The organism is Stakelama marina, assembly GCF_018122655.1.
GTDB classification, from domain to species: Bacteria; Pseudomonadota; Alphaproteobacteria; order Sphingomonadales; family Sphingomonadaceae; genus Sphingomonas; species Sphingomonas marina.
Genome location: NZ_JAGRQC010000001.1, coordinates 457004 through 480991, shown reverse-complemented (window position 1 = coordinate 480991; position 23988 = coordinate 457004). Strand labels below are relative to the sequence as shown.

General features: G+C 65.1%; 24 protein-coding genes and 1 tRNA gene. 14 read left to right on the top strand and 11 right to left on the bottom strand.

The features are described 5' to 3' along the window. Window positions 1-20: 20 nt before the first annotated feature. The 3 genes from J7S20_RS02275 to J7S20_RS02265 form a co-directional block, all read right to left on the bottom strand. Window positions 21-500, bottom strand: a complete 480-nt coding sequence (locus J7S20_RS02275; protein ID WP_284052610.1) for an ExbD/TolR family protein — start codon at window positions 498-500, stop codon at window positions 21-23. Between the two features lie 84 nt (window positions 501-584). Then, window positions 585-1391 carry a MotA/TolQ/ExbB proton channel family protein gene (locus J7S20_RS02270; protein ID WP_284052609.1) on the bottom strand — a complete coding sequence of 269 codons (807 nt, stop codon included), beginning with the start codon at window positions 1389-1391 and terminating at the stop codon, window positions 585-587. 72 nt (window positions 1392-1463) lie between these two features. After that, window positions 1464-2141, bottom strand: coding sequence for an energy transducer TonB (locus J7S20_RS02265; protein ID WP_284052608.1), 678 nt, complete (start codon window positions 2139-2141; stop codon window positions 1464-1466). Window positions 2142-2365: 224 nt separating this feature from the next. On the opposite strand from J7S20_RS02265, the gene J7S20_RS02260 reads away from it, so the two are divergent. Further along, window positions 2366-3223 carry a hypothetical protein gene (locus J7S20_RS02260; protein ID WP_284052607.1) on the top strand — a complete coding sequence of 286 codons (858 nt, stop codon included), beginning with the start codon at window positions 2366-2368 and terminating at the stop codon, window positions 3221-3223. Here J7S20_RS02260 and J7S20_RS02255 read toward each other — a convergent pair. From J7S20_RS02255 to J7S20_RS02245, 3 genes are all read right to left on the bottom strand, one after another. Beyond that, window positions 3220-3975, bottom strand: a complete 756-nt coding sequence (locus J7S20_RS02255; RefSeq protein WP_284052606.1) for an SDR family oxidoreductase — start codon at window positions 3973-3975, stop codon at window positions 3220-3222. The genes J7S20_RS02260 and J7S20_RS02255 overlap by 4 nt on opposite strands. Before the next feature lie 8 nt (window positions 3976-3983). Next, window positions 3984-4355: a dihydroneopterin aldolase gene (locus J7S20_RS02250; protein WP_284052605.1), complete on the bottom strand. Its 372-nt coding sequence runs from the start codon at window positions 4353-4355 to the stop codon at window positions 3984-3986. 63 nt (window positions 4356-4418) lie between these two features. After that, window positions 4419-5051, bottom strand: a complete 633-nt coding sequence (locus J7S20_RS02245) for a glutathione S-transferase family protein (protein ID WP_284052604.1) — start codon at window positions 5049-5051, stop codon at window positions 4419-4421. An 89-nt stretch (window positions 5052-5140) separates the two neighbouring features. Here J7S20_RS02245 and J7S20_RS02240 point away from each other — a divergent pair, with 89 nt between their 5' ends. From J7S20_RS02240 to J7S20_RS02225, 4 genes are read left to right on the top strand one after another with little or no spacing between them, the layout of a single operon-like run. After that, entirely contained in the window at window positions 5141-5686 is a 546-nt protein-coding gene (locus tag J7S20_RS02240; RefSeq protein ID WP_284052603.1) for a GNAT family N-acetyltransferase, read from the top strand. Between the two features lie 11 nt (window positions 5687-5697). Further along, a complete protein-coding gene (locus J7S20_RS02235) occupies window positions 5698-6264 on the top strand; it encodes a DUF1285 domain-containing protein (RefSeq protein WP_284052602.1) in 567 nt (188 codons plus the stop codon). Then, window positions 6261-6863 (top strand): CoA pyrophosphatase, encoded by a 603-nt coding sequence (locus J7S20_RS02230; protein WP_284052601.1) that lies wholly within the window; start codon window positions 6261-6263, stop codon window positions 6861-6863. Before J7S20_RS02235 ends, J7S20_RS02230 begins: the two co-directional genes overlap by 4 nt. Then, window positions 6851-8071, top strand: a complete 1221-nt coding sequence (locus tag J7S20_RS02225) for a CCA tRNA nucleotidyltransferase (protein ID WP_284052600.1) — start codon at window positions 6851-6853, stop codon at window positions 8069-8071. Before J7S20_RS02230 ends, J7S20_RS02225 begins: the two co-directional genes overlap by 13 nt. Here the strand turns inward: J7S20_RS02225 and J7S20_RS02220 are convergent. Together J7S20_RS02220 and parC are read right to left on the bottom strand one after the other, a co-directional pair. Further along, window positions 8044-9648 carry a putative bifunctional diguanylate cyclase/phosphodiesterase gene (locus J7S20_RS02220; RefSeq protein ID WP_284053376.1) on the bottom strand — a complete coding sequence of 535 codons (1605 nt, stop codon included), beginning with the start codon at window positions 9646-9648 and terminating at the stop codon, window positions 8044-8046. The two genes, J7S20_RS02225 and J7S20_RS02220, sit on opposite strands and share 28 nt — an antisense overlap. 173 nt (window positions 9649-9821) lie before the next feature. Beyond that, the gene (parC, locus tag J7S20_RS02215; RefSeq protein WP_284052599.1) at window positions 9822-12068 is read right to left on the bottom strand and encodes a DNA topoisomerase IV subunit A; all 2247 of its coding nucleotides are present in this window, start codon (window positions 12066-12068) and stop codon (window positions 9822-9824) included. Window positions 12069-12214: 146 nt separating this feature from the next. Between parC and J7S20_RS02210 the strand changes: the two genes are divergently transcribed. The 4 genes from J7S20_RS02210 to J7S20_RS02195 all read left to right on the top strand — a co-directional run bounded on the left by J7S20_RS02210 (window position 12215) and on the right by J7S20_RS02195 (window position 16641). After that, complete coding sequence (locus J7S20_RS02210) at window positions 12215-13084, top strand: DUF4349 domain-containing protein (RefSeq protein ID WP_284052598.1); 870 nt, start codon at window positions 12215-12217, stop codon at window positions 13082-13084. Window positions 13085-13190: 106 nt separating this feature from the next. Then, window positions 13191-13970, top strand: a complete 780-nt coding sequence (purC, locus tag J7S20_RS02205; RefSeq protein WP_284052597.1) for a phosphoribosylaminoimidazolesuccinocarboxamide synthase — start codon at window positions 13191-13193, stop codon at window positions 13968-13970. A gap of 86 nt (window positions 13971-14056) precedes the next feature. Further along, window positions 14057-15286, top strand: coding sequence for a transferrin-binding protein-like solute binding protein (locus J7S20_RS02200; protein ID WP_284052596.1), 1230 nt, complete (start codon window positions 14057-14059; stop codon window positions 15284-15286). Beyond that, a complete protein-coding gene (locus tag J7S20_RS02195) occupies window positions 15286-16641 on the top strand; it encodes a surface lipoprotein assembly modifier (protein ID WP_284052595.1) in 1356 nt (451 codons plus the stop codon). The genes J7S20_RS02200 and J7S20_RS02195 overlap by 1 nt, the downstream gene beginning before the upstream one ends. 4 nt (window positions 16642-16645) lie before the next feature. Here J7S20_RS02195 and J7S20_RS02190 read toward each other — a convergent pair whose 3' ends face one another. Then, window positions 16646-16795, bottom strand: coding sequence for a hypothetical protein (locus tag J7S20_RS02190; RefSeq protein WP_284052594.1), 150 nt, complete (start codon window positions 16793-16795; stop codon window positions 16646-16648). A 148-nt stretch (window positions 16796-16943) separates the two neighbouring features. Here J7S20_RS02190 and purS point away from each other — a divergent pair, with 148 nt between their 5' ends. Continuing rightward, the gene (gene purS / locus J7S20_RS02185; RefSeq protein WP_284052593.1) at window positions 16944-17174 is read left to right on the top strand and encodes a phosphoribosylformylglycinamidine synthase subunit PurS; all 231 of its coding nucleotides are present in this window, start codon (window positions 16944-16946) and stop codon (window positions 17172-17174) included. After that, a complete protein-coding gene (gene purQ, locus J7S20_RS02180; protein WP_284052592.1) occupies window positions 17171-17839 on the top strand; it encodes a phosphoribosylformylglycinamidine synthase subunit PurQ in 669 nt (222 codons plus the stop codon). Before purS ends, purQ begins: the two co-directional genes overlap by 4 nt. A gap of 11 nt (window positions 17840-17850) precedes the next feature. Here the strand turns inward: purQ and J7S20_RS02175 are convergent, their stop codons facing one another. After that, window positions 17851-18600: a queuosine precursor transporter gene (locus tag J7S20_RS02175; RefSeq protein ID WP_284052591.1), complete on the bottom strand. Its 750-nt coding sequence runs from the start codon at window positions 18598-18600 to the stop codon at window positions 17851-17853. A gap of 58 nt (window positions 18601-18658) precedes the next feature. On the opposite strand from J7S20_RS02175, the gene J7S20_RS02170 reads away from it, so the two are divergent. Beyond that, window positions 18659-18735, top strand: a tRNA-Arg gene (locus J7S20_RS02170). A 36-nt stretch (window positions 18736-18771) separates the two neighbouring features. Here the strand turns inward: J7S20_RS02170 and J7S20_RS02165 are convergent. Further along, entirely contained in the window at window positions 18772-21429 is a 2658-nt protein-coding gene (locus J7S20_RS02165; protein ID WP_284052590.1) for a bifunctional acetate--CoA ligase family protein/GNAT family N-acetyltransferase, read from the bottom strand. Window positions 21430-21593: 164 nt separating this feature from the next. Here J7S20_RS02165 and J7S20_RS02160 point away from each other — a divergent pair, with 164 nt between their 5' ends. Together J7S20_RS02160 and J7S20_RS02155 are read left to right on the top strand one after the other, a co-directional pair. Then, window positions 21594-22658, top strand: a complete 1065-nt coding sequence (locus tag J7S20_RS02160) for an AI-2E family transporter (RefSeq protein ID WP_284052589.1) — start codon at window positions 21594-21596, stop codon at window positions 22656-22658. A 68-nt stretch (window positions 22659-22726) separates the two neighbouring features. Then, window positions 22727-23962, top strand: coding sequence for a glycoside hydrolase family 130 protein (locus tag J7S20_RS02155; RefSeq protein ID WP_284052588.1), 1236 nt, complete (start codon window positions 22727-22729; stop codon window positions 23960-23962). Window positions 23963-23988 lie beyond the last annotated feature (26 nt).

Here is a 23988-nt window from a genome sequence, read left to right as displayed (position 1 = left end):
AATACTCCTCTGGGCGCGTCTTAACGGCGAACCGTGTGCGTACCGGGTTCGGGTTCGGAGATGAATCCGACCTTGGTGAAACCCGCCGACTGCATCGTGTAGATGGTGCCACCGATGCACTTGTACGGCGTGTTGACGTCGCCACGAATATGAACCTCGGGCAGGTCGTCCGGACCGATATTGTCGCCGAGCCGGTCGACTTCAGCCTGAAGCTTGTCGACCGCGCGCTGCAACAGATCCTTGCTGTTGACCTGCTGAAGGTTCCAGAAGACCTGGCAGCTGCCATCGGGGCCGGCGCGCACCGACAGCGAGACATTTTCCGGCTTGGTCGTGGTCGGTTCGAACTCGACCTTCGGAAGCGTCAGGTCAACGGACTGAACCACGACCGGAACCGCGATCAGGAAGATGATGAGGAGCACCAGCATGACGTCCACGAGAGGCGTCGTGTTGATGTCCGACATCGGGGTTTCGGTGGAGTCTCCACCTACGCTCATCGCCATGTGCGCGTTATCCTATTCAACTCTTCGTCACAGCGGCCTGAATGATCGGGACGCGGCACGAGTGCGCCGCGTCCCGTCATGTGATCAGGCGCGCTTCGGCGTGCCGCCGGTCTGGCCGGCAGTCGCGGTCGTCGGCTTGGTCGCCGCCGGGGTGGCCGGCTTGGTCGACTTCGTCGAAACCGTCGCGGTCGGGCGAACCTTGCCGTCCGAAGCGAGGAAGCCGAGAACGTCGTTCGAGAACGCGCTCAGATCCTCGGCGATCGCCTTGTTGCGGCGCTGCAGCCAGTTATAGGCAAGCACGGCCGGAACGGCGACGACGAGACCGAGGGCGGTCATGATCAGCGCTTCACCGACCGGGCCGGCAACGGCGTCGATCGAGGCCTGACCGGCCGAACCGATCTTGATGAGCGCGCGGTAGATACCGATAACCGTACCGAACAGACCGATGAACGGCGCGGTCGCGCCGACCGTGGCGAGGAACGCCAGGCCCTTGTTCAGCTGCGAGTTGATCGTCGCTTCCGAACGCGCGAGCGAACCGTGCAGCCAGTCATGCGCTTCGACCGGATCGGTCAGCTGGCCGTGCTGTTCCTGCGCGGCGAGGCCGTCGTCGACGATCTGACGATAGGCCGAGTTCTTCTCGAGCTTCGCCGCACCTTCGCGCAGGCTGTTCGACTTCCAGAAGTTCGCGCGGACGCGCTTCGCCTGGTTCATGATCTTCTGCTGCTCGAACCACTTGGTGAACAGGATGTAGAGCGAGAAGAAGAGGAACAGCACCAGGATGGTGAAAACGGTCTGCGAGATCAGCCCGCCCTCGCGAAGCGCGGGAATCAGGCCATAAGGGTTGCCCTTGTCAGCGGCCGCGCCGCCAGCAGCGAGAATGGTCGTGAGCATATCAGGTATCTTCCTTTAGAACTATGTCGCCTTTTAACCGGCCGCTCGCCAGCGGGCGAGCGGCCATCAAACTCAGTCGGGCAAATCCCAGCGGAACCGGCTCGACCATGAAGAAGGAATCTTGTTACCGTTCGGGTCTTCTGCCGGATGGAAACGCGCCCTCCGCTGCAGCAATTTGCAAGCGGTGTTATCGAGAAGCGAGGAGCCGCTCGACGAGGTTATCCGGCAATCGGTCACACGCCCGTCCGCATTGATCGACAGCGTGAAGCCGACCGTACCACTATCGCCCGCACGGATTGCTGCCGACGGATAGTCGTCATTGCTGACCCAGTTTGACGGGTTGCCGCGCGGCGACACAGCCTTGGCAACCTTCGGCGGAGCCGGCGGCGCAGGCGGAGCCGGCGGTGCAGGCGGCGCCGGCGGTGCGGGCGGCTGGAAGTCTGGAATAATGTCCGATGTGCGGATCTGAGGCGCCGGCGACGGCGTCTTCACGATCGGCTGCTGCACGACGACCGTGGTCGGCGGCGGCGGAACTGGCGAATTGTCCGGCGGCGGCGGCGGCGGGGGCACATCCGGCGGCGGAGGCGGAGGCGGCGCCACCTCGAACGTGTTCAGATCCTCCTGGACCTTCTTCACATACTGGTAAGCGAGCCCCGTTACGAAGGCATAGCCCGTGACAGCGAGGATGACCGCGACCATGACGATCGCGACGATTCTACTGCCACCAACATCCCGATCAGCATAAGCCATTCAGCAACGTTACTCCTCTATCCTTGCTCGTGCTTGACGCGTTAAACACGGGAAACCGCGTAATCGATCGGCACATATTCTAGCGCCTTTCTGGCGGAGCGCGAGTCTCTATCGCGGCCATTCCCATGAAGCAAACGCTTTGTCAGATCAATTTGTCCTACGATCGCTTCGTGGCAGAATTATTTCTGTATCGAATCCGGCCAATAGCTTAAACGCTGCTCGTTATGAGTGGTTTCCGCATAAAAATTACCGCAGCGCTCGTACTGCCGCTGACAGCCGCAGCGCACGCCCCGCAGACCAGCCAATACGGCGCCGAAGCGCCGCAACCTGCCGGGCCATCCTATGCCCGCACGGTCCAACTGGTCGAAAAGGCGCCGCTTATCGTCGACGGGACGATTCGCAGCCAGGTGGAGATCAAGGGACAGGAAGCGGCGGGCGTCGCACCGGGGGATGCACGCCTTTACGTACAGCTCGACGTGCTCGGCCTGATTCGCGGCCAGGGCGCGCTGGCGCCGCGCGTCGGCTATGTCGTCGATGTTCCGCGCGACAGCCGCGGCCGCGCACCCAAGCTGAAGAATCTGCGGGTGCTGGTCTTTGCCCGCCCGGTCGCGGGCCGCCCTGCGCAATTGCAGCTCGTCGGGCGCAATGCGCAACTGCCATGGTCGCCCGCGCTCGACGCGATGACGCGCAACATCGCAAAGCAGCTGCTTTCGGGCGATGCGCCGCCGACAATCACCGGGGTCGGCAACGCCTTTTACGTGCCGGGTACGCTACCGGGCGAAGGTGAAACGCAAATCTTCCTCGAAACCGACAGCGGCGCTCCGGTCTCGCTTTCGATTCTCAGCCGCCCGCACCAGACCAAGCGCTGGGCGGTGGCGCTTGGCGATATCGTCGGCGACGCCGCCAAGCCGCCCGAGCGGAACACGCTGCTATGGTACCGGCTTGCCTGCGGCCTTCCCGCGCGATTGCCCGACAGCAGCGTGGCCGATCAGGACCCGCAGAACGCCGAGGCCGCGCGGCAGGATTATCAGTTCGTGCTGCAATCGCTCGGCACCTGCGATGCGCCGCAGGACCGGCCCTAATCGCGCCCCAGCCGAACGAAATCGCGATCGAAGCTTTTGAGCGACGCGCCGCCGTCGACGAACACCGTCTGCCCGGTGCTTGACCGCGCGCCGGCAAGATAGAGGACGGCGTCGGCGATATCGTCGGGGCTGGGCAGCCGGTCGAGCGGCATCATCCTGGCAAGCCGCGCCATCTGGGCTTCGCCATAATCGTCGGTGGGTAACGTCAGGCCAGGCGCGACGGCGTTGACGCGCACCCGCGGCGCCAGCGTTACCGCAAGCGTGCGCGTGATTTCCCACAAGGCCTGTTTCGACACCGTATAGGCCTGCTGGTCGCGGTGCGGATGGCGCACGCGCTGGTCGAGAATATTGACGACCGCGGCGCCGACCTCCCCCGCCCCCTCGGCAACCGCTTGCGCCAGCACCATCGGCGCCGCGCCGTTGATGCGGAAATGATCGACAAGCGCCGCCATGTCGGGACTGTCGGCATCGTCGCTGGCGAATAGCGACGCGTTGTTGACGAGCAGATCGACCGGCGCGGCGAAATGCGCGGCGACGTCTGGAACCAGCGCCGCCACCGCGCGCTCATCGGAAAGGTCGGCGACGAAACAGTGATGCCGTACACCCGCAGCGCTCAGACGCGACTCCAGCTCGGGGTCGGGCGCGTGCTCATGGCTGGCATGGAGCGCGACCGAATAGCCTGCCTCGCCCAGCCGCGCCGCGATCGCCGCGCCCAGCCGGTGCGTGCTGCCGGTGACAAGGGCGAGCTTCACCCCCACGCTCACCTGCGATGCCGGACCATCGTGATACCGATCGATTCGCCGGCCTCGGCGATGGCCAGCTTGACGATCCTGATCTCCACCCGCTGTACGCGCTCATCCTCGATGAACAACGTCTGCGCGATATGGTCCGCCACTCCCTCGATGAGGGTGAAGTGAACCCCCTTGGGAAGTGAGGTCGTCGCCGCCGCCTTCAGGTCGAGATAGCTTTTCGACGCCGATAGCGGGGTATCGGGTGCGAAATGTTCGGGGCAGTCGAGATCGACGCTGATCGAGATGCGCAGCGGCTGCGGCAGATGCGTTTCTTCGGAATAGACACCGGTCAGCACCTGGACTTCCAGATCATGAACCTGAAGCTGAAGACGGTCGGACAAGACGCTGCTTTCTTTGATGGATGGTACCCGCGCTTTATCAGAAGGCGGCGCAGAAGAAAGGCGTTACGCCTCCGCGCTCGGCCGGGCGGAGGCGGCCTCGTGCCAGCGCCGGATATTGGCGGCATCGTCGGGCAGCGGCAATTTCGCGCGGCTCGCGAAGTCGATCGTCACCAGCGCGGTGATGTCGGCAAAGCTATAGGTGTCGCCCGCGACCCAATCGCTTTCGCCGAGCCGCTCGTCGAGCGCATCGACGAACGCGCTCCACATGATGCTGCCGCGCGTCGCAAGTTCGGGGATTTGCGGCAGTGCGGGCCATTTCCCCGCTTCGGCGCGATCGGCAAAGGCGGGGACCGAATTTCGCAACACATAGACGGCGGCGGCGTAACCATCGCCTTCTATCCGCCGGGTCCAGCTAGTGATGCGCCCGATTTCAAGCGGTGTGCTGCCGAACAGCGGGGGTTCGGGATGTAGCGCCTCGAAATACCGGCAGATGGCCGCCGATTCGTTCAGCACCTCGCCGCTGTCGAGTTCGAGCGCGGGAACGGCGCCGCGCGGGTTGATTTTCAGATAGGGGTCGCTCAGCTGCTCACCATTGCGCAGATCGATCGTCTTGCGTTCTACCTCGATCCCTTTTTCGGCGAGATAAATCCGCACGCGGCGCGGGCTGGGCGCCCAGGGTGCGTCGTAAAGTTTCACCGATACTCTCCCGCTTCGGCTTTGCGTCTTCGGCGTCAAAGGCTAAAGCGCGCGGCCCGGCGCGTCCATGCCGGATACGGCCAAAGGCGATGTTCGAAGACTTCATCCCCCTCGACCAGATTTCGCAGTCCGCGCTCGAAACGCTCCTCGACGGCGCGTTCGGAACGGAGCGCCATCTGCGCACGGCATATCGGGTGCGCGACGGTGTCGATGCGATTGCCGACCTGAGTTTCGCGCTGTGCGATTCGGGCGGCGACCTGCTGGGTTCGATCCAGTGCTGGCCGGTCTCGCTGCGATGCGCCGATGCTGAATGGCCGCTGATCATGCTCGGCCCGGTCGCGGTGCATCCGCAACGGCAGAATGCCGGGATCGGTCGTGCGCTGGTGCGCGAGGTGCTGCGCCGCTGCGATGGCAGTCCGCTGCCCGGCGCCGATGCGCTGATGCTGATCGGCGATCCCGATTATTATGGCCGCTGGTTCGGTTTCACCGCCGGTCGCACCGCCAAATGGCGCCTTCCCGGCCCGTTCGAGCGCCATCGCCTGCTTGCCAGGGGCGATAGCGTGCCCGATTGCGCAGGCGATCTTGGCCCGCGTCGCGACCGATCCGGCTTGCAGCCCGCCCCGGGCCTGGCCTAACGAGCGGCGCTATGCCGATGCCTCCGCCCCCTGAGCTCGCCAACCTTTCGCTGGCAGAGATTGCGCGCCTGGCGGAAGACAACCAGCTTCCTCCGGTCGAGCAGTGGAATCCCACGCATTGCGGCGACAGCGAAATGCGCATCGCGCGCGACGGCACCTGGTTCCATCAGGGATCGCCGATCGGGCGACAGGCGATGGTGCGGCTGTTCTCGACGATCCTGCGGCGCGAGCCCGATGGTGGATATGTGCTGGTGACACCGGTCGAAAAGCTCGACATCGCGGTCGAGGATGCACCGTTCGTCGCGGTCGAGATGAAGATCGACGGGAAGGCCCGCGACGCGGTGCTGAGCTTTCGCCTCAACACCGGCGACGTGATCGTCGCCGACGCCGAACATCGCCTGCGGTTCGAGGCGCATGACGAGGGCCCACGCCCCTATCTCCATGTCCGCCGGGGTCTGGAAGCGCTGCTCGCGCGGCCGGTATATTACGAACTGGCCAATCTGGCGATCGAGCATGGCGACACGCCGCCGGGCGTATGGAGCAAGGGGTGTTTCTTCGCGATGGAGCCCGGCGCATGACGCTTGCCGAACGCCTTCGCCACGCGCTGATAGACGCGCCGCATCGCGGCCCCGTACTGCTGACCGGCGATTACCGCGATGACGAGGTCGGCAGCGGAGAGACGCTGCTTCCGGCGGCGGTGCTGGTCGCGGTGACCGATCGGCCCAAGCCCGGCGTGATCCTGACCCAGCGGACCGACCATCTGCCGCGCCATCCCGGCCAGATCGCCTTTCCCGGCGGCCGGATCGACGCGACCGACAGCGACCCGATCGCCGCCGCGCTGCGCGAGGCCGAAGAGGAAATCGCCCTGCCCCGCAATGCCGTGGAGGTAATCGGCGAGGTCGATCCCTATCGTACCGTCACGGGCTTCAGCGTCACCCCGGTCGTCGGGGTCATCGCGCCCGACTTGCGCTTCACGCCCGAACCCGGCGAGGTCGATTCGGTTTTCGAGGTGCCGCTCGATTTTCTGATGGACGTCGCCAACCATGTCGAAGCCAGTGTCGAATGGCAGGGCCGCGATCGGCATTATTACGAGATCATGTGGGACGACCGCCGCATCTGGGGCGCGACCGCCGCGATGATCGTCAATCTTTCACGGCGGCTGCGATGGGCGAAATGACACTTCCCGATGCCGCCTGGCGCCATTGGGACGGCCTCGACCGCCTTGCGCGCGTGCTGGGCGCCGAAATTGGCGAGGCGCGCTTCGTCGGCGGCGCGGTGCGCGATACGCTGCTGGGCATCGATGTCGCCGATGTCGATATCGCGACGACACATTCGCCCGAACGCGTAACCGGTCTGCTCGGCGAGGCGCGGATCAAGGTGATCCCCACCGGAATCGCGCACGGCACGGTGACGGCGGTCATCGATGGCAAGCCATTCGAGGTGACGACGCTAAGACGCGATGTATCGACCGATGGCCGCCGCGCGACCGTGGCCTTCACCGACGATTGGCGCGAAGATGCCGCACGGCGCGATTTCACGATGAATGCGCTCTATGCCGACCCGCTGACCGGCAAGCTGTTCGATTATTTCGACGGCCTGGCCGACCTGGAGGACCGGCGCGTGCGCTTCATCGGCGATCCGTTGCAGCGCATCGCCGAAGATCATCTGCGTATCCTGCGCTTTTTTCGCTTCCTCGCACGGTTCGGCGATGCACCCGATCCCGAAGGGCTCAACGCCTGCACCCACCGCGCGAACGACCTGATGGCGCTGTCGCGCGAACGGATAGCCGACGAACTGCTCAAGCTGCTCGTCGCGCGCGACGCGGTTCGCGTCGTCGCATTGATGGTCGAGCGCAGGATCTTCGTACCCGTGCTGCCCGAAATCGGCACGGCCGGCGCCAGCCGCCTTGCTACCCTCGCGCATCGCGAAGCGGCTTCGGGCATCGCGCCGGACCCGATTCGCCGCCTCGCCGCGCTATTGCCCGACGACCCGCAGATCGGCGGCGAGATCGGCGCACGGCTGAAACTGTCCAATGCGCGGCGACGCCGCCTGCGCGCAGCGCTCGAAGCGGAGATCGACGGTGATTCGCGCGCCCTCGCCTATCGGCTTGGCAAGGAAGGCGCGACCGACCGGTTGCTGCTCCATTCGCACAGCGATGGCGAAGCGGCGCAAGCGCTCGCGCCGCTGCAAGGCTGGGAAGTGCCGCGACTGCCGTTAAGCGGCGGCGACCTCATTGCGCGCGGGATCGACAAGGGACCGGAGGTGGCGAAGCTGCTCCGCGCGGTCGAGGACCGGTGGATCGCCGAAGGCTTCCCGGCGAGCGAGAGAACCAACGCGATCGCCGACAGCGTGGTGGATCAGGCGTTGCGCTCCACGAGCAGCTGATACGCCTCATCGGCCGGCAGCGGCTTGGCATAGACATAGCCCTGCCCATAAGCGCAGCCGAGCGCTGCCAGCGTTTGCGACAGCTCGTTGCTTTCCACGCCCTCCGCGGTCGTCCGCATGCCCAGCGCCGTAGCGAGCGAAAGGATCGCGCGGACGATCGCTACCTTGTCGCGGTCGGCAAGCATCCCGGTGACGAAGCTTCGGTCGATCTTCAGCACGTCGATCGGCAGGCTTTGCAGATAGGCGAGGTTCGAATAGCCGGTACCGAAATCGTCCATCGCGAGTGTGGCGCCCAGATCCTTCAGCTCGCGCATCGTCCGCGCGATACGATCGGGGTCCGAAACGATCGCGCTTTCGGTGAGTTCAAGCGTCAGGCGCGAGCCGTCGATGCCGTGCTGCGCCAGCGCATCGCTGACCATCGCGGGCACCTGATCGCGTTGCAACTGGATGGCCGACAGGTTGACCGCGACCTTCACCCCGCAATCGCCGCCCGATGCACGGTCCCACTCGGCCAGCGTGCGCGCGGCCTCTTCCATGGCCCAGCGGCCGAGCGGAACGATCAGTCCCGATTCCTCCGCCACGGGGATGAAGTCCGAGGGCGAGAGGTCCGCCCCGGCTTCGGTGCGCCAGCGCGCCAGCGATTCGAACGATACGATCTTGCCCGTCGCCAGATCGCAGATTGGCTGGAAAGATAACGACATGGCGCCGTTTTCGACCGCGCGGCGCAATTCGGTCTCGATACTGAACTGTGCGCGGGCGACGCGGAAAACCTTGGATTCGTAGACTTCGGTCCGCCCGGTCTTCTTGGCACGCTTTACCGCGAACTGCGCGTGGCGGATCATGTCTTCGACGTCGTTTTCGGCGTCGGCGCCAAGCGCTACGCCGATCGCGCAATCGACGCGGATCTCGAAATCCGAAAGGCGGAACGGATCGGTCAGCGCGCGCTGGATGCGCTTGGCGACCTGCATCGCATCGACCGGCCCTTCGTCCATCTGCAGCAGGACCGCGAATTCGTCGCCGCCCGTGCGCGCGAGCACGTCGCGCCCGCGAAGCGCCCCCTTCAGACGGCGGGCGACCGAAATCAGCAGTTCGTCGCCCGATACCGCACCCATACAGGCGTTCACCCGGCTGAAACGATCGAGATTGATGACCAGCACCGCGTAATCGGCGCGGTCGGACGCGCCGACCCGGCTTTCGATCAGGTCACCGAATCCCGCGCGGTTGGGCAGCCCGGTCAGGCTGTCGGTCATCATCTCGCGGCGCAGGCTGTGCTCGGTGCGATATTCGCCGGTCTGGTCGATCAGCGAAACCATGCAGCGGGCAGTGTCGTGATCGGCGGAACAGCGCGCCAGCGATACCTTGAAATAGCGGCAATCGACCGCATCGCCCAGTTGCCAGAGAAAGTTGGCGCGCAAATCCCGCGAGGCAAGGAAATTGTCGATCTTTGCCCCGAGTTGCTGGAGCAGCGGCGATGTCGATAGCGACGCGCCCAGCCCGGCCCTGCGGAACGGTTCGTTCGCGGCCTCCAGCGACATCGCGCCGTCGGATACCGCGACGATCGCGGCCGGGATCGGCATCATCGCCAGGAATGCCGAGGCATCGCGAGGTATCAGGTACGGCTCGCCACCGCCCTGTTGCGGGTCGTTCGGCGCCACTTTCAGCGACGCGGACCGGGAACGCCTCAATATCATCGGCGATTGCGATAACCGCCAATAGTTAAAGGCGTTTGAATTGATCGGACAAGTATTTGCTAGAAGCGATTGTCGCGCGGAAATCCATTTGGCGGCATCCGCCCCGCCGCCCCCCGCGCTGCACGCCAGTTCGACATGTCACCCTCTGTCCGGGTGCGCCCCTCGCTGCCGCCCATCGTCCAGCTCAGGCCTTCCTCGAAGCGGAAGGTCCGCGCATCGGAAAGGCCGCCGTCGCGGTAGCGCTGGAGCTGGACGCCCTGGCCACGCGTCAGTTCGGCGAGCTCGCTCAGCGGAAAGACCACAAGCTTGCGGTTTTCGCCGACCGAGGCGACATAATCATCCTCTGCGGCGATCGGACGGACGACGGTCAGCCGCGCCTTGCCCTTGGGATTGACGACCTGCTTGCCCTTGCGCGTCTCGGCGATCACATCGGCGGTCTTGACCTGGAATCCGCGCCCGTCGTTCGCCGCGACGAGCAGCTTTTCAGCGACGCTCGCGGCGAGAAAGCCGGCGATGTTGGTCTCGCCGCCAAGGTCGATCATCGACCGGATCGGCTCGCCGAACCCGCGCCCGCCGGGAAGCTTGTCGGCACCGATGGTGTAGAAGCGCCCATTTTCGGCGGCGAGCAACAGCTTGTCGGTGGTCTGCGCATGAAAGGCAAAGCGCGGGCCGTCGCCCTCCTTGAACTTCAGGTCGTCGGTCGCGGCGAGGTCGCCATGCCCCTTCATCGCGCGCACCCAGCCGCGTTCTGACAGGATGACGGTGATCGGCTCGCGCTCGATCATCGCCTCGAGCGGAATTTCGCGCGCCGGCCCGGCCTCCTCGATCGCCGTGCGCCGCGCGCCGAGCGCGGTTTCGGGGCCGTAGCGCTCGCGCACCGCCTTCAGGTCGCGCTTGAGCCGCGTGCGCTGCCGCGCCTCGGAGCCGAGCAGCTGCGTCAGTTCGGCCTGTTCCTTTTCGAGAGCATCGCGTTCACCCCGCAGCTCCATCTCCTCGAGCTTGCGCAGCGACCGCAGCCGCATGTTGAGGATCGCCTCGGCCTGACGGTCGGTGAGCTTGAACTCTTCCATCATCACCGGCTTGGGCTCGTCCTCGGTGCGGATGATCTCGATCACGCGGTCGAGGTTGAGGAAGGCGATGATATAGCCTTCAAGCAGCTCCATCCGGTCGGCGATCTTCGCCAGCCGGTGTTCGGTGCGCCGCCGCAGCACGACGAACTGGTGCGCGACCCATGCCGACAGCGCCTCGCGAAGGCTCATCACGCGCGGCGTACGGTCCTTGTCGAGGACATTGAGGTTCAGGCTGACGCGGCTTTCGAGGTCGGTCAGGCGGAACAGACCGTCCATCAGCGTCGCGGGATCGACGGTGCGGCTGCGCGGTTCGAGGACGATGCGGATCTCGGCATCCGATTCGTCACGCACATCGGCGAGGATCGGCAGCTTCTTGTCGTTGATAAGGCCGGCGATCTGCTCGATCAGCTTGCCCTTCTGCACGCCATAGGGGACCTGATCGATGACCGCGAGCCATTGCCCCCTGCCCTGATCCTCGATCGCCCAGCGAGCGCGCACGCGGAACGAGCCGCGCCCGGTGGCATAGGCCTCGGCAATCGCCGCTTCGCTGTCGGCAATGATGCCGCCGGTCGGAAAATCGGGCCCCTTTACATGTTCGAGCACCGCGGCATCGTCTGCACCCGGCTGATCGACCAGCATGATCGCGGCGTCGATCAGCTCGGCGGCGTTGTGCGGCGGGATCGAGGTCGCCATGCCCACCGCGATACCGCTCGCGCCATTGGCGAGCAGATTGGGGAACATGCCGGGGAACAGCTCGGGCTCGCGATCCTCGCCATTGTAGGTGGCGCGGAAATCGACCGCGTCCTCGTCGAGGCCGGCCATCAGGTCGATCGCGACCTGCGTCAGACGCGCCTCGGTATAGCGGTAGGCGGCGGCGTTATCGCCGTCGATATTGCCGAAATTGCCCTGCCCGTCGACGAGCGGATAGCGCAGCGAGAAATCCTGCGCGAGGCGGACCATCGCGTCATAGACCGACTGATCGCCATGCGGGTGATATTTGCCGATCACGTCGCCGACGACGCGCGCCGACTTCTTGAACGCCTGATTGGGATCGAGCCGCAGCAGCCGCATCGCCCAGAGCAGGCGCCGGTGCACCGGCTTCAGCCCGTCGCGGACATCGGGCAGCGACCGCGCGGTGATCGTGGAGAGCGCATAGACGAGATAGCGTTCGGAAAGCGCGCTATCGAACGGCGCATCGACGATCGCGTTGAAGGGGTCGGTAAGATCGGTTGCCATAAGGTGGCGATAGCAGCCGGATTCACAGGATGCCAGAATGGCCGTGCGACGTCGCGATCATGGGCGATAAAATGTTCAATACCCGGCGATTGACTTCGATTGCGCGCGGCTTGATTTGTGTAGGCGGACTTTTGGGGGAGAGAGTCTTGCGACAGATATTCTTGATTGCGTTCGCGTTTCTTGCGAGTTGCGGCCAGGCCCAGAATGGTTCTGGCGAAAGTGCGCCAGCCTACGACATCAGCCAAACCGGCTCCGACACGGCATTACCCCCAAAAGCCGAGGCATCGAAGGATATCGACGCGCTGAATGTCTCGGTGCCCAAGCTGGCATATACCTATCGGCTCGGTTTTCTGTTGCCCGGGAACAAGATCGCCGAGACGCAGCAGGCACATGCAGCGCTTTGCGCCAAGCTTGGCGCGGCGCAGTGCCAGTTGATGGGGATGAAACGGTCGCTCGGTGACGACCAGACCGGAACCGCCACGAGCAAATTCCGCGTTGCAACGTCCGCCGCCGCGAACTTCCAGTCCGATCTGTCGCGAACGATCGATCAGGCCGGTGGTCGTTCGATCGAGACCGACATCCAGGCCGAAGACGTCTCCAAGGACATGGTTGATGCCGAAGCGCGTATCCGCCAGCGAACGATGCTGGTCGAACGCCTGACCGACATTCTGCGGACCCGGCAGGGCAAGGTCGCCGATCTGGTCGAGGCCGAACGCAGCGTCGCCAAGGCCCAGGAAGAACTCGACGAAGCCAAGAGCTGGTTCGCCGAACTGAAAGGGCGCGTCGCGATGTCCACCTTTACCGTGACCTATCGCGCGGTTGCACCGACCAGCGCCCCTTCGGGCGGGGCACTTTCCGACGCCGTTACGATGTCGGCCAGCGCATTCCTGATCGGCTTGCGCACAATCGCCACCGTCTTCATCCTGCTTCTTCCATGGGCGCTGCTGCTCGGCCTGGTATTCCTTGCGGTTCGCTGGATCAGGCATCGCTGGTTCGATCCCGGGGCGGAAGGCTGATTGCGCGTCTGCCGCCCTTGGCGTATAGCGGCGTCTCTCCTGCCCCGGCCTGCGCGGACCGCCCCGCGTCCGCCGGGGCCGCTTTATTTTTGAAGGGTACCGCGCCATGGCTCGCCGCCGCCAGATTTACGAGGGCAAGGCCAAGATTCTGTACGAAGGCCCCGAACCGGGCACGCTGATCCAGTATTTCAAGGACGATGCGACCGCGTTCAACGCGCAGAAGAAAGGCACGATCAGCGGCAAGGGCGTGCTCAACAACCGGATTTCGGAGCATATCTTCACGCTGCTCGCCGGAATCGGCGTGCCGACCCACTTCATCCGCCGCCTCAACATGCGCGAACAGCTCGTTCGTCAGGTCGAGATCGTGCCCATCGAGGTCGTGGTGCGCAACGTCGTCGCGGGTTCGCTGTCGAAGCGTCTCGGCGTCGAGGAAGGCCAGCCGCTGCCGCGCACGATCATCGAATATTATTACAAGGACGACGCGCTCGGCGATCCGATGATCACCGACGAACATGTCCTTGCCTTTGGCTGGGCGAGCCAGGACGAGCTTCACGACATGGCCGACATGGCGATCCGCGTGAACGACTTCCTGTCGGGACTGTTCGCCGGGATCGGCATCCGCCTCGTCGACTTCAAGCTCGAGTTCGGGCGCATCTGGGACAATGATTACGCGCGCATCATCCTGGCCGACGAGATCAGCCCCGATGGCTGCCGGCTGTGGGACATGGCCTCGGGCGAAAAGCTCGACAAGGATCGGTTCCGGCGTGATCTCGGCGGAGAGGTAGAGGCCTATCAGGAGGTCGCACGCAGGCTGGGCCTGTTGCCCGAAGACAGCGAATCGGCGGTTCTCGATCTCGACAGCCACCGCAAGCGCCGCGGCAAATAATCGCGCCGCCGTCGACGGGCGGGCCTAAATCACTTCTTAACCATCCGGACGCTATCACCCTTGCAGATTTGTAAGGGGGTAGCACCGTGGTTGCGAAGCGGAATCTGATTGTTCTCGGTTGTGCGACGGCACTCGCAGCTTGCGGCGGCGGTACCGGTCCCCAGACGGTTGGCGGCAGCGCGCCGCCCACGGCAGGCGGATCGGGCTCCGGCGATACGCACAGCTTCGTCAATCCCACCGAAGCCAAGACCTATGAGGCGATCGGCGGTGTTCATCACTATGAATATTACACCGATTCCAACAAGACGGTGCAGCGCGGGCAGCTTTATGCCGGCGACGCCAATACCGCGCGCGACAGCGGCATTTCGGTCGCCTACGACCCGCGCGATGCCATTTTCGAACTGACGATCAGCCGCCCCAACGCACAGGTATCGACCGACGGCCGCTTTCAGGACCCGGCGCATCGCACCGATTTCGGCGGCGCGAAGGAACCGCAGGCGGGCGTCCCCAATCTCGATCCGGCAAAGAACATCCAGTATCTTCAGTTCGGATCGGGCAGCGGCAGCCAGCTTCCCACCGGCAGCCCCTATTACACCGCCGGCGCGGCGCAATCCGACTATGTCGTCGGCGCGCGCGACTATACCAGCGACACCTACAGCTTCTTCTATCAGAAGCCGGGCACGACGACGCAGTACGTCACCTATGCCGGCTATGTGCACAATCAGGTATCGGCGAGCGAGATCCAGGACGATCCCGCCAGCCCGTCCTATCTGCGCGAGCAATATCATCTCGATCGCGGCGCGTTCGTCTTTGGCGAGCGCACGACCAACGCGAATGTCCCCAAAACGGGTTCGGGCACCTTTACCGGCGACATGATCGCGACGATGGTGTTCAACCCCGATCTCGACACCAATGCCGGTGCGCCGACCTATTTCCAGTGGATCGACGGATCGCAGACGACGACCGTCGATTTCGGCGCACTGTCGGTCAAGAGCGACTTCACCGGGACCGTCCTTGCCCCGTCGATCGACGCCTATACGAGCGGCGCGAGTTCGATGCCCGCCGGTTCGACCTTCAGCGCCTCTGCTCAGGCGACCATCGATCTGGTCAACAAGGGCGGCTTCACCGGAAGCTTCACCTCCGCGAAGTTCGAGCGGCCGGGTATGAGCGACTTCACCGTCAACATCGCCGGGTCGAGCATCGACGGCGCGTTCTTCGGCCCCAATGGCGAGGAAATCGGCGGCGGGTTCCGCATCGTCGGCGGCACGCCGGACGAGCGGATCGACATTCTCGGCGCGTTCACGGGCAAGAAATAATGCGTATCACGGCGGCGATAGCGCTGCTGGCGGCGACGCTGGCAGCGGTGCCGACGCACGCCCAGACGCTGCTCGATCGCTGCGCGGCGGCGACCTGCAAGGCGCGGCTGACGCCCGAGCAACTGCTCGGCGAAACGCAGGTGCTGATCCGCGACAAGCGCTATGACGAGGCGAAAGTCCTGCTCGCGGCGCTGAGCAAGATACCCGAGCTGCGGTTCGAGACGCGTTACCTGACCGGCATGGTCGCCGCCGCCACCGGCGACAACCAGACCGCAGCCGATGAATATAAGGCAATCCTGGCGAACGACCCCAGCCAGACGCGCGTCCGGCTGGAACTTGCCAAGACGATGCTGGCGATGGGCAAGCCGCAAAGCGCCGACCGCCAGTTCCGCATCGCGCAGCAGGATGACGACCTGCCGCCCGACGTCGCCCGCACCATCCGCACCGTGCGCAATATCATCCGCTCGCGCAGGGCGTGGAGCCTCGACGTCGATTTTGGCATCGCGCCCGATACCAATATCAACAATGCGACCGATGCCAGCACCGTAACCGTGCTCTTCGGATCGATCCCCATTCCGCTGACGCTCGACGAAAAGGCGAAGGCGCGGTCGGGAACCGGCGAAACCGGGTCGATCTCCGCAGGGCTTCGCCTGCCGGTCGCCGACCGCATGGCAATGCTGTTCGACCTCGATTCGATCGGCACCAACTATGCCGGAAGCGATTATGACGACTATCTCGTCCAGTTCGCCGCCGGCCCCTCCTACCGCATAACCGACCGGCTGAGCGTGTCGGGACAGGCCGTCGGCGCGCAACGCTGGTTCGGCGGCGATGTCGTCACACGCCAGGTGGGCACGAAGCTGGGCGCGCAACTGACGCTCAGCGACAGCGACCAGATCGGTGCGCAGATCGACCTGCGCAAGACCGATGCGAAGTTCGACCCGGCATATGACGGTTGGCAGGGATCGGCCTATCTCAGCTACGAACGCGCGGTGTCGAAGACGCTGGTCGCCTCGCTCGGCGCATTCGCGCGGCGCGACTGGCTGGCAGCCGATGCTTATTCGAGCAAGGAATATGGCGGCACTCTGGGGATCGGCGGCGAACTGCCGCTGGGCATCAATTTCGCGGTCAGCGGAACGGTGTCGCGCGCGACCTATGACGCACCGATGCCGCTATTCTCGGTCGAGCCGCGCAAGGACTGGCGCTACGGCGCACGAGCAAGCCTGGGCTATCGCAAGATCCGGGTGCTTGGCTTTTCGCCTTCGATGAGCGTGTCCTACGCCACGACCGACAGCTCGGTACGATATTATGCGACCGACCGGACGCGCTTCCGCTTCACGCTGGCGCGGTATTTCTGAGGGCTCAGCCCTTGGCCTTGAAACCGCAGATGATGCCGAAGACGAAGGTCGCGACGAGCGCGAGCTGAATCCGGCCGTGCGGATCGCTCCAGCCGAAAAAGTCGCCGCCGAAAGCGAACAGCGACACGAACATCACCATTGCGAGAAACGCCATAAATCACCTGCCGATCGTGTTTCGATCCCTGCAATCGCCGGCAAGCTTCGCACAAAGTGGTAAAGGGGGAATGAACCTTGCAGTTCGCCCTCCCCCACGCCATAGCGCCCCGCATCCGCTGTTCGAAGATTCCCCCGGGAGGTCCGCAATGAAGCTCCGCGTCGTCGTTACCCTGAAAAACGGCGTCCTCGATCCTCAGGGCAAGGCGATCCAGCACGCGCTCGGTTCGCTCGGCTTCGAGGGTGTGGCGGACGTTCGCGCCGGCAAGATCTTCGAACTCGAGGTCGCCGACGACACGAGCGACGAGCAGATCGACGAGATGTGCCGCAAGCTGCTCGCCAATACGGTGATCGAAAACTACCGGGTCGAACGCCAATGAAGACCGCCGTCATCGTATTTCCCGGTTCGAACTGCGACCGCGACGTCGCGGTGGCGCTGCGCGACGTATCGGGCACCGCGCCGGCCATGGTCTGGCACGGCGAAAGCGAACTGCCCGACGGGATCGGGCTGATCGCGTTGCCGGGTGGCTTTTCCTATGGCGATTATCTGCGCTGCGGCGCGATTTCGGCTCGCTCGCCGATCATGCAGGCGGTGGTCGGGGCGGCCGGGCGCGGCACGCCGGTAATCGGCATCTGCAACGGCTTTCAGGTGCTGACCGAATCGGGGCTGTTGCCCGGGGCGCTGATGCGCAACAGCGGGCTGAACTTCGTCTGCCGCGACGCCGCGCTGACGGTCGAAAACAACCGGTCGATCTTTACCGATCGCTATCAGGCCGGTGAAACGATCCGCATTCCGGTGGCGCACCACGACGGCAATTACTTCGCCGACGACGATACGCTCGACCGGCTGGAAGGCGAAGGCCGCGTGGCATTTCGCTATGCCGAGAACATCAACGGGTCGGCGCGCAACATTGCGGGCATCCTGAACGGCGCCGGCAATGTCCTCGGCATGATGCCGCATCCCGAACGCCGGATCGAAGCCGCGCATGGCGGTGACGAGGGCCGGCGGCTGTTCGAAGGCCTGCTGGAAACGGTCGCCGCCTGAAGGCGCGGCCGTTACAGCTTCGTGCTGAACGGCGTGAAACTGGTGCCGGTATCGTACACGTCGACACCTTCGCGCCGCTTGAGCGTGCCGACGACGAGATAGGTGAACGGCGTCAGAAGCACTTCCCAGCCGACCTTCAGCACCCACTGCGTCAGCAGCACCTCGAACACGAGCGAATGCGTCCATCCCGTCGCGCCCCAGAAGGCGAGCGGATAGAAGATCAGGCTGTCCACGCCCTCGCCGAAGATCGTCGAGCCGATCGTGCGGGTCCACAGCATCCGGCCCTTGGTCCAGACCTTCATCTTCGCCATGACATAGCTGTTGACGAACTCGCCCGCCCAGAAAGCGCAGATCGACGCCAGGACGATGCGCGGGACCTGCCCGAACACCGCTTCATAGGCGGCCTGATTGCCCCAGTCCGGCGCGGGCGGCAGCGCCACCACGACCCACGCCATGAACGCCATGAACAGCACGGCGCCGAACCCCGCCCAGATGACTCGGCGGGCACGGGCATAGCCGTACACCTCGGTCAGCACATCGCCGAGGACATAGGATACGGGAAAGAACAGGATGCCCGCGCCGAACGGCCAGTCGCCGATCAGCGGCAGATCGACCGTCGCAACCTTGCCCGCGCCAATCACGTTCGACAGCAGCAGGATGGTGACGAACGCCGCCATCAGAAAATCGAAATAGCGGAAATGACCGCCCGAAACCTTGCCCGCCTCGACCGCGTGCGGCGCGCCCTTGCCCCCGTTGTTCATGGCCGATGTATGATCGCTGTTCCGCCCTCGCGCAATTGCCGTTATGGGCGTCGGCGGGGCGCCCGTAGCTCAGTTGGATAGAGCACGAGACTTCTAATCTTGAGGCCGCTGGTTCGAATCCAGCCGGGCGCGCCAACCCGCAGAACCGCACATGGCGCCACCGTGCGACCGTCAGGCGACCGGGGCGATCTGCTTTCGGACGATCATCTCGCCGGGACTGCCGGGAACGGGTGTCGTGGTGAAACCCATTTCGCGTTCCAGCTTCAACGCCGCGACATTGTCGGTGCTTTCGAGCGATTCTACGATCCGGATGCCGTCGGCTTCGGCATAGCGCAGGACATGTTCCATCAGCGTCCAGCTTACGCCCTTGCGCTTCCAGCCCTCGCGAACGGTGATCGCCAGTTCGGCGCGCAGATGGTCGGGGTCGGCGGCCAGCATCGCCACCGCGACCGGGCTGTCCCCCGCAAAGGCGAGAAAGGTCATCGTCCGTCGATAGTCGATCTGCGTCATCGCAGCGATGCGTTCGTGCCCCACCTCGCGCACCGCGCTGAGGAAGCGAAAGCGCAGATCCTCCGGCGTTACATGGCGAAAGAATTCGGACAGCACGTCCTCGTCGGTCGGCACGACCGGGCGAACGTGCAGCAGCTCTCCGCTACGCGTGGTGAGGTCGGCGGCCCATTGTATCGGAACCGGCCGGATCGCGAGGCGCGATTGCGCCGGTTCGGGTGAAATCCGCACGCGCGCATCTAGCGCTATCACGCCGCTTTCGTCCGCAAGTAGCGGGTTGATGTCGAGTTCGACGATGTCGGGCAGATCGACGACAAGCGCCGACACCGCGTTCAGTGCATCGGAAACCGCATCGATGTTGGCGGCCGGGACATCGCGATACCCGGCCATCAGCCGGGCGATCCGCGTCTTTGCGATCATCGCGCGCGCCAGCCGGTCGTCGAGCGGAGGCAGCCCCAGCGCCCGGTCGCCGATCAGTTCCACCGCGGTTCCACCGGCGCCGACCGTCATCACCGGGCCGAAGGTCGGGTCGTCCGCCACGCCGATCAGCAATTCGTGGCCATGCGGGCGCTCCACCATCGTCTCCACCTCGAAACCGTCGAGATGGATATGCGGCTCTTCATGGCTGATGCGCCCCCGCATCGCATGTGCCGCCTCTACCGCGGCCTCTGCATTCGGCAGATCGAGCGCGACACCGCCAATATCAGATTTGTGCGTTACCTGCGGCGAAACGACCTTCACGACGAATGGCGGGTCGAGTTGCTCGCAGGCGGCTGCCACGGCTTCGGGGGTCCGTGCAAACTGCGCGGGCAATACCGGGACGCCATAACCGGCGAGCAGCGACTTGGCCTCTGCTGCGCTCAATATGGTGCGCCCATCATGCCGGGCGGCACGGATGACCGCCATTGCGCGCGCGCGGTCGCTCTCTGCCGCGCGCGCATGAGCGGGGGCCTGCATCAGCGCCGATCGCGCCGCCTCTGCCTGCCAGAGATGGACGAACGCCTGTGCGGCATGGGCGATCGAGCCGAACAGCGGCAACTTCGCCTCCGAAAGGATGGGCCGCACCTCGTCGCAGTTCGAATCGCCCAGCCAGCATCCGACGACCGGGACATGGCCGGGGAAGCGCGACGTATCGCCGACGCAGTCGGCCACCGCCCTTGCGATCTCGGTTCCGGTCGCCACGGCGGTCGGACTGTGGAGCACCAGGATCGCATCGACATCTTCGTCGCGTCCCACCACGTCGAGTGCGGCGGCGAAACGATCCGCATGCGCGTCGCCGACGACATCGATCGGGTTCCCGCCCGACCATCCCGCAGGCAGCACGCCGTCCAGCGCCTCGATCGTCGATGGCCCCAATCGAGCCAGCTCGCCGCCGCGCTGGGTAATCGCGTCGGCGGCGAGAATGCCTGGGCCACCGCCATTGGTGATGACCGCAATGCGGCGGCCTGCCGTGCGACGCGGGGTTGAAAGAATCTGCGCGGCATCGAGCAACCCGTCGAGCGTATCGACCGCGACGATCCCGGCGCGTTCGAACGCGGCCAGATGCACGTCATAGGCCCCGGCCAGGCGACCGGTGTGCGATACCGCCGCGCGGCTGGCGGCGGCGCTCCGCCCCGCCTTCAGCGCAACGACGGGCTTGATGCGAGAGGCGGCGCGCGCGGCGGACATGAATTTCGCGGGATCTGTGATGCTTTCGACATAAAGCAGGATCGCGTCGGTCCCGGGATCGTTCGCCAGAAGATCGATCATGTCGCCGAAATCGACATCGATCATATCGCCCATCGAAATCACGCTGGAAAAGCCCAGCCGGCGGTCGCGCGCCCAATCGAGCATCGCAGTGACCAGCGCACCGCTCTGCGACAGCAGCGCCAGCCGCCCGCGCGGCGCGGTGACCTGCGCGAACGATGCGTTGAGATCGGCCTGGGGAAGCAGGATGCCCAGCGAATTAGGGCCGATGAGGCGAAGGCAATGCCTGCCCGCCGCGTCGAGCACTGCCTGACGCCGTTCCGGATCGTGCAAGCCCGCGGAAATGACGACGGCCATGCGCACGCCCTTCTCGCCGAGTTCGGAAATGACGTCCGCCACCTGATCGGCAGGCGCAGCGACGACCGCCAGATCGGGCGTTTCGGGAAGCTCTGCGACACTGCGGACCCAGCACGGTCCGTCGGCGTCGCTCGCACGCGGATTGACGGCATATACCGTTCCCGCGAAATCACCCAGATTGGCCATCAGGCGCTGCCCGACGCTGCCGTCACGGTGCGAAGCGCCGATGACCGCGACCGAGCGCGGATGCAGCAGCGTATCGAGATTGCGCGTCGTCATATCCTGTTCCCCCGAGAGCCGCGGTTCGCGGCAACCTTGAACTCCGCTCGCCATTGCCGCGCCATCGGGAAAGCCCCGTAGCCGGTGAAATACGGGAAACCCCCAATTTCGCCCGGCCACGCGCGCCCCGAAAGCTGAATTTCGATCCTCGACCGGAGACCGGCATGGCCGATCGCGAAGACAATCCAGGGCAGATCGGGCCAGGGCAGATCAGGCCAGCGCGATCGACGGCCGCGCTGTCGCGCACCGAATTCGCGGCGCGCGCGGCGATCGTAATCGCCTTTGCGGCAACCGCGGTCGCGCTGTGGCAGCTCCGCACGGTGATGATGCTCGCCTTTGCCGCGATACTGGTCGGCGTGCTGCTCGACGGCATGGCGGCGCTTCTGGCGGGAAGGCTGGGATGGCAACGCCGGTTCGCACTGGCCGCGGTCGTGCTGTCCTGCGCCGTGATCGTTCTCGGCGGCATCGTCGCGTTCGGCACGCAGGTACATCATCAGGTGGACCAGTTGATCGCGGCGCTGCCCAGCGGCTGGACCTCGCTGCAAGCGAGAGCGCGTGATATCCCCGCGCTTGGCCAATTGCTGACATTTGTCGGTACGCTGGCAACTCCCGACCGGGGGGCGCAGGCGATCGGAAGCATCCTGTCGGGGCTGGTCAATGTGCTCGGCGGCCTGCTGCTTGCCGCGGCCGGTGGAATTTACCTTGCCGCGCAACCCGATCTCTATCGCCGGGGGCTGTTGGCGCTGGTGCCGGCGTCGAACCGCGAGCGCGCCGCCGAAATCCTAGACAGCGTCGCCGCGGCGCTGCACCACTGGCTTGCCGGGCAAATTGTGGTGATGCTGTTCGTCGGTCTGCTGACGGGTCTTGGCGCATGGGCGATCGGCCTCCCTTCCCCGCTCGCGCTCGGCGTGGTCGCCGGATTGCTCGAATTCATTCCCTATGCCGGGCCGATCCTGACCGCCGTTCCCGCGCTGCTCCTCGCCGCCACCGTGGGGCTGGAGGCGATGGTGCTGACGCTCGTCCTGCTCGTCGCGGTGCAGCAGGTCGAAGGCTATGTGCTGACCCCGCTCGTCCAGCGCCGCGCGACCGCGCTGCCGCCGCTCCTGACGCTGTTCGCGCTGTTCGCCGCGGGCACGCTGCTCGGTACGCTGGGCATATTGCTGGCGGTGCCGCTGACGGTCGCGCTCTACACCGCGCTTCGTGCCATGGTTGGCGAAGCGCGCGCATGACGAAACATGGCCATATTACGGTCAGGCATCATGGCGCGATGCGGCGAGCGAGCCCCGGTCGCACGGTCTTGCGTCCGTTTATCCCGGCCGAAAATCCATTCGCGGCAGAAGGCGCCACGGCATCCCGCGAGGGCGATGTCATTGCCCGCATCCAGTCGCTTCCCGTCGCCGAGGTCAAGCGCGAGCTCGCGCGTATCGAACGCCGCCTGGCGCACCGGCACGACAATGTCGCCGCTGTGCTCGACCGGCGTTTTCACGAGGTCGTGCCGCCGGACGAAGACGGCGGCACGCTCGACCCGGTGCGGCGCCGCCTGATCGGCGCGTATTTCAGCGAGGAATATTCGTTCGAGGCAGCGGCGCTGTTCAACCCCTCGATCGTCGCCCATCCCGAACAGAAGGGCGTCGAACCCGGCGAGTTGCGTTTCCTGATGTCGCTGCGCGCGGTCGGCGAAGGCCATGTCTCGTCGATCATCTTCCAGAGCGGCATCATCGCGAAGGGCGGCGCCATCACGCTCGATCCGCCGAGCGAGCGCGCGGTGTCGCCGCAGATCGAGCTGGTGCCCGGGGGAACGCCGGACGATCCGGGGCTACGCCTGTCGTTCGGCGATACCGACGACCTGTCGGCCATCGTGATCTTCCCCTTTACCTGGCACCGGCGGCACGGGCTGGAAGACCTGCGCCTGACGCCCTTTACCGATGACGACTGCCAGACCGTCCATCTGGGCACCTATACCGCAGTAGGCGGCGAGACGATCCGGCAGGAAGTGCTGCGCACCACCGATTTTCGCACCTTCGAGCTGCAGGCGCTGGGCGGAAAATACGCGCCGACAAAGGGAATGGCGCTCTTCCCGCGTCGGCTCGACGGCTATTACGCCATGCTGGGACGGCAGGACCATGAGAATATCTGGCTGCTGCGGTCGAGCGACCTGTATCACTGGGAAAGCGGCGCCGCGATCATCCGCCCGCGATGGCCGTGGGAGTTCATCCAGATCGGCAATTGCGGCGCACCGCTGGAAATCGACGAGGGCTGGCTGGTGCTGACGCACGGGGTCGGCGCGGTACGCAATTACTGTATCGGCGCGTGTCTGCTCGATCGTGACGACCCTTCCAAGCTGCTGGCGCGCACGCGGTCGCCGATCCTGACGCCATCGTCCCGGGCGCGGAACGGCTATGTCCCCAACGTCGTCTATAGCTGCGGCGGGCTGGTTCATGGCCGGACGCTGATCCTGCCCTATGGCATTGCCGACACGCTGACGACCTTTGCCAGCCTGTCGATCGACGAACTGCTTGCAACCATGGCTTGACCCGGCGGGGTCCGTAGCTTTCCCAA

Excerpts from the sequence above, each read along its gene's own strand:
- J7S20_RS02275 (WP_284052610.1), bottom strand. The coding sequence starts at position 500 with ATGGCGATGAGCGTAGGTGGAGACTCCACCGAAACCCCGATGTCGGAC.
- J7S20_RS02270 (WP_284052609.1), bottom strand. The coding sequence starts at position 1,391 with ATGCTCACGACCATTCTCGCTGCTGGCGGCGCGGCCGCTGACAAGGGC.
- J7S20_RS02265 (WP_284052608.1), bottom strand. The coding sequence starts at position 2,141 with ATGGCTTATGCTGATCGGGATGTTGGTGGCAGTAGAATCGTCGCGATC.
- J7S20_RS02260 (WP_284052607.1), top strand. The coding sequence starts at position 2,366 with ATGAGTGGTTTCCGCATAAAAATTACCGCAGCGCTCGTACTGCCGCTG.
- J7S20_RS02240 (WP_284052603.1), top strand. The coding sequence starts at position 5,141 with ATGTTCGAAGACTTCATCCCCCTCGACCAGATTTCGCAGTCCGCGCTC.
- J7S20_RS02235 (WP_284052602.1), top strand. The coding sequence starts at position 5,698 with ATGCCGATGCCTCCGCCCCCTGAGCTCGCCAACCTTTCGCTGGCAGAG.
- J7S20_RS02230 (WP_284052601.1), top strand. The coding sequence starts at position 6,261 with ATGACGCTTGCCGAACGCCTTCGCCACGCGCTGATAGACGCGCCGCAT.
- J7S20_RS02225 (WP_284052600.1), top strand. The coding sequence starts at position 6,851 with ATGGGCGAAATGACACTTCCCGATGCCGCCTGGCGCCATTGGGACGGC.
- J7S20_RS02220 (WP_284053376.1), bottom strand. The coding sequence starts at position 9,648 with ATGCCGATCCCGGCCGCGATCGTCGCGGTATCCGACGGCGCGATGTCG.
- parC (WP_284052599.1), bottom strand. The coding sequence starts at position 12,068 with ATGGCAACCGATCTTACCGACCCCTTCAACGCGATCGTCGATGCGCCG.
- purC (WP_284052597.1), top strand. The coding sequence starts at position 13,191 with ATGGCTCGCCGCCGCCAGATTTACGAGGGCAAGGCCAAGATTCTGTAC.
- J7S20_RS02195 (WP_284052595.1), top strand. The coding sequence starts at position 15,286 with ATGCGTATCACGGCGGCGATAGCGCTGCTGGCGGCGACGCTGGCAGCG.
- J7S20_RS02190 (WP_284052594.1), bottom strand. The coding sequence starts at position 16,795 with ATGGCGTTTCTCGCAATGGTGATGTTCGTGTCGCTGTTCGCTTTCGGC.
- purS (WP_284052593.1), top strand. The coding sequence starts at position 16,944 with ATGAAGCTCCGCGTCGTCGTTACCCTGAAAAACGGCGTCCTCGATCCT.
- purQ (WP_284052592.1), top strand. The coding sequence starts at position 17,171 with ATGAAGACCGCCGTCATCGTATTTCCCGGTTCGAACTGCGACCGCGAC.
- J7S20_RS02175 (WP_284052591.1), bottom strand. The coding sequence starts at position 18,600 with ATGAACAACGGGGGCAAGGGCGCGCCGCACGCGGTCGAGGCGGGCAAG.
- J7S20_RS02165 (WP_284052590.1), bottom strand. The coding sequence starts at position 21,429 with ATGACGACGCGCAATCTCGATACGCTGCTGCATCCGCGCTCGGTCGCG.
- J7S20_RS02160 (WP_284052589.1), top strand. The coding sequence starts at position 21,594 with ATGGCCGATCGCGAAGACAATCCAGGGCAGATCGGGCCAGGGCAGATC.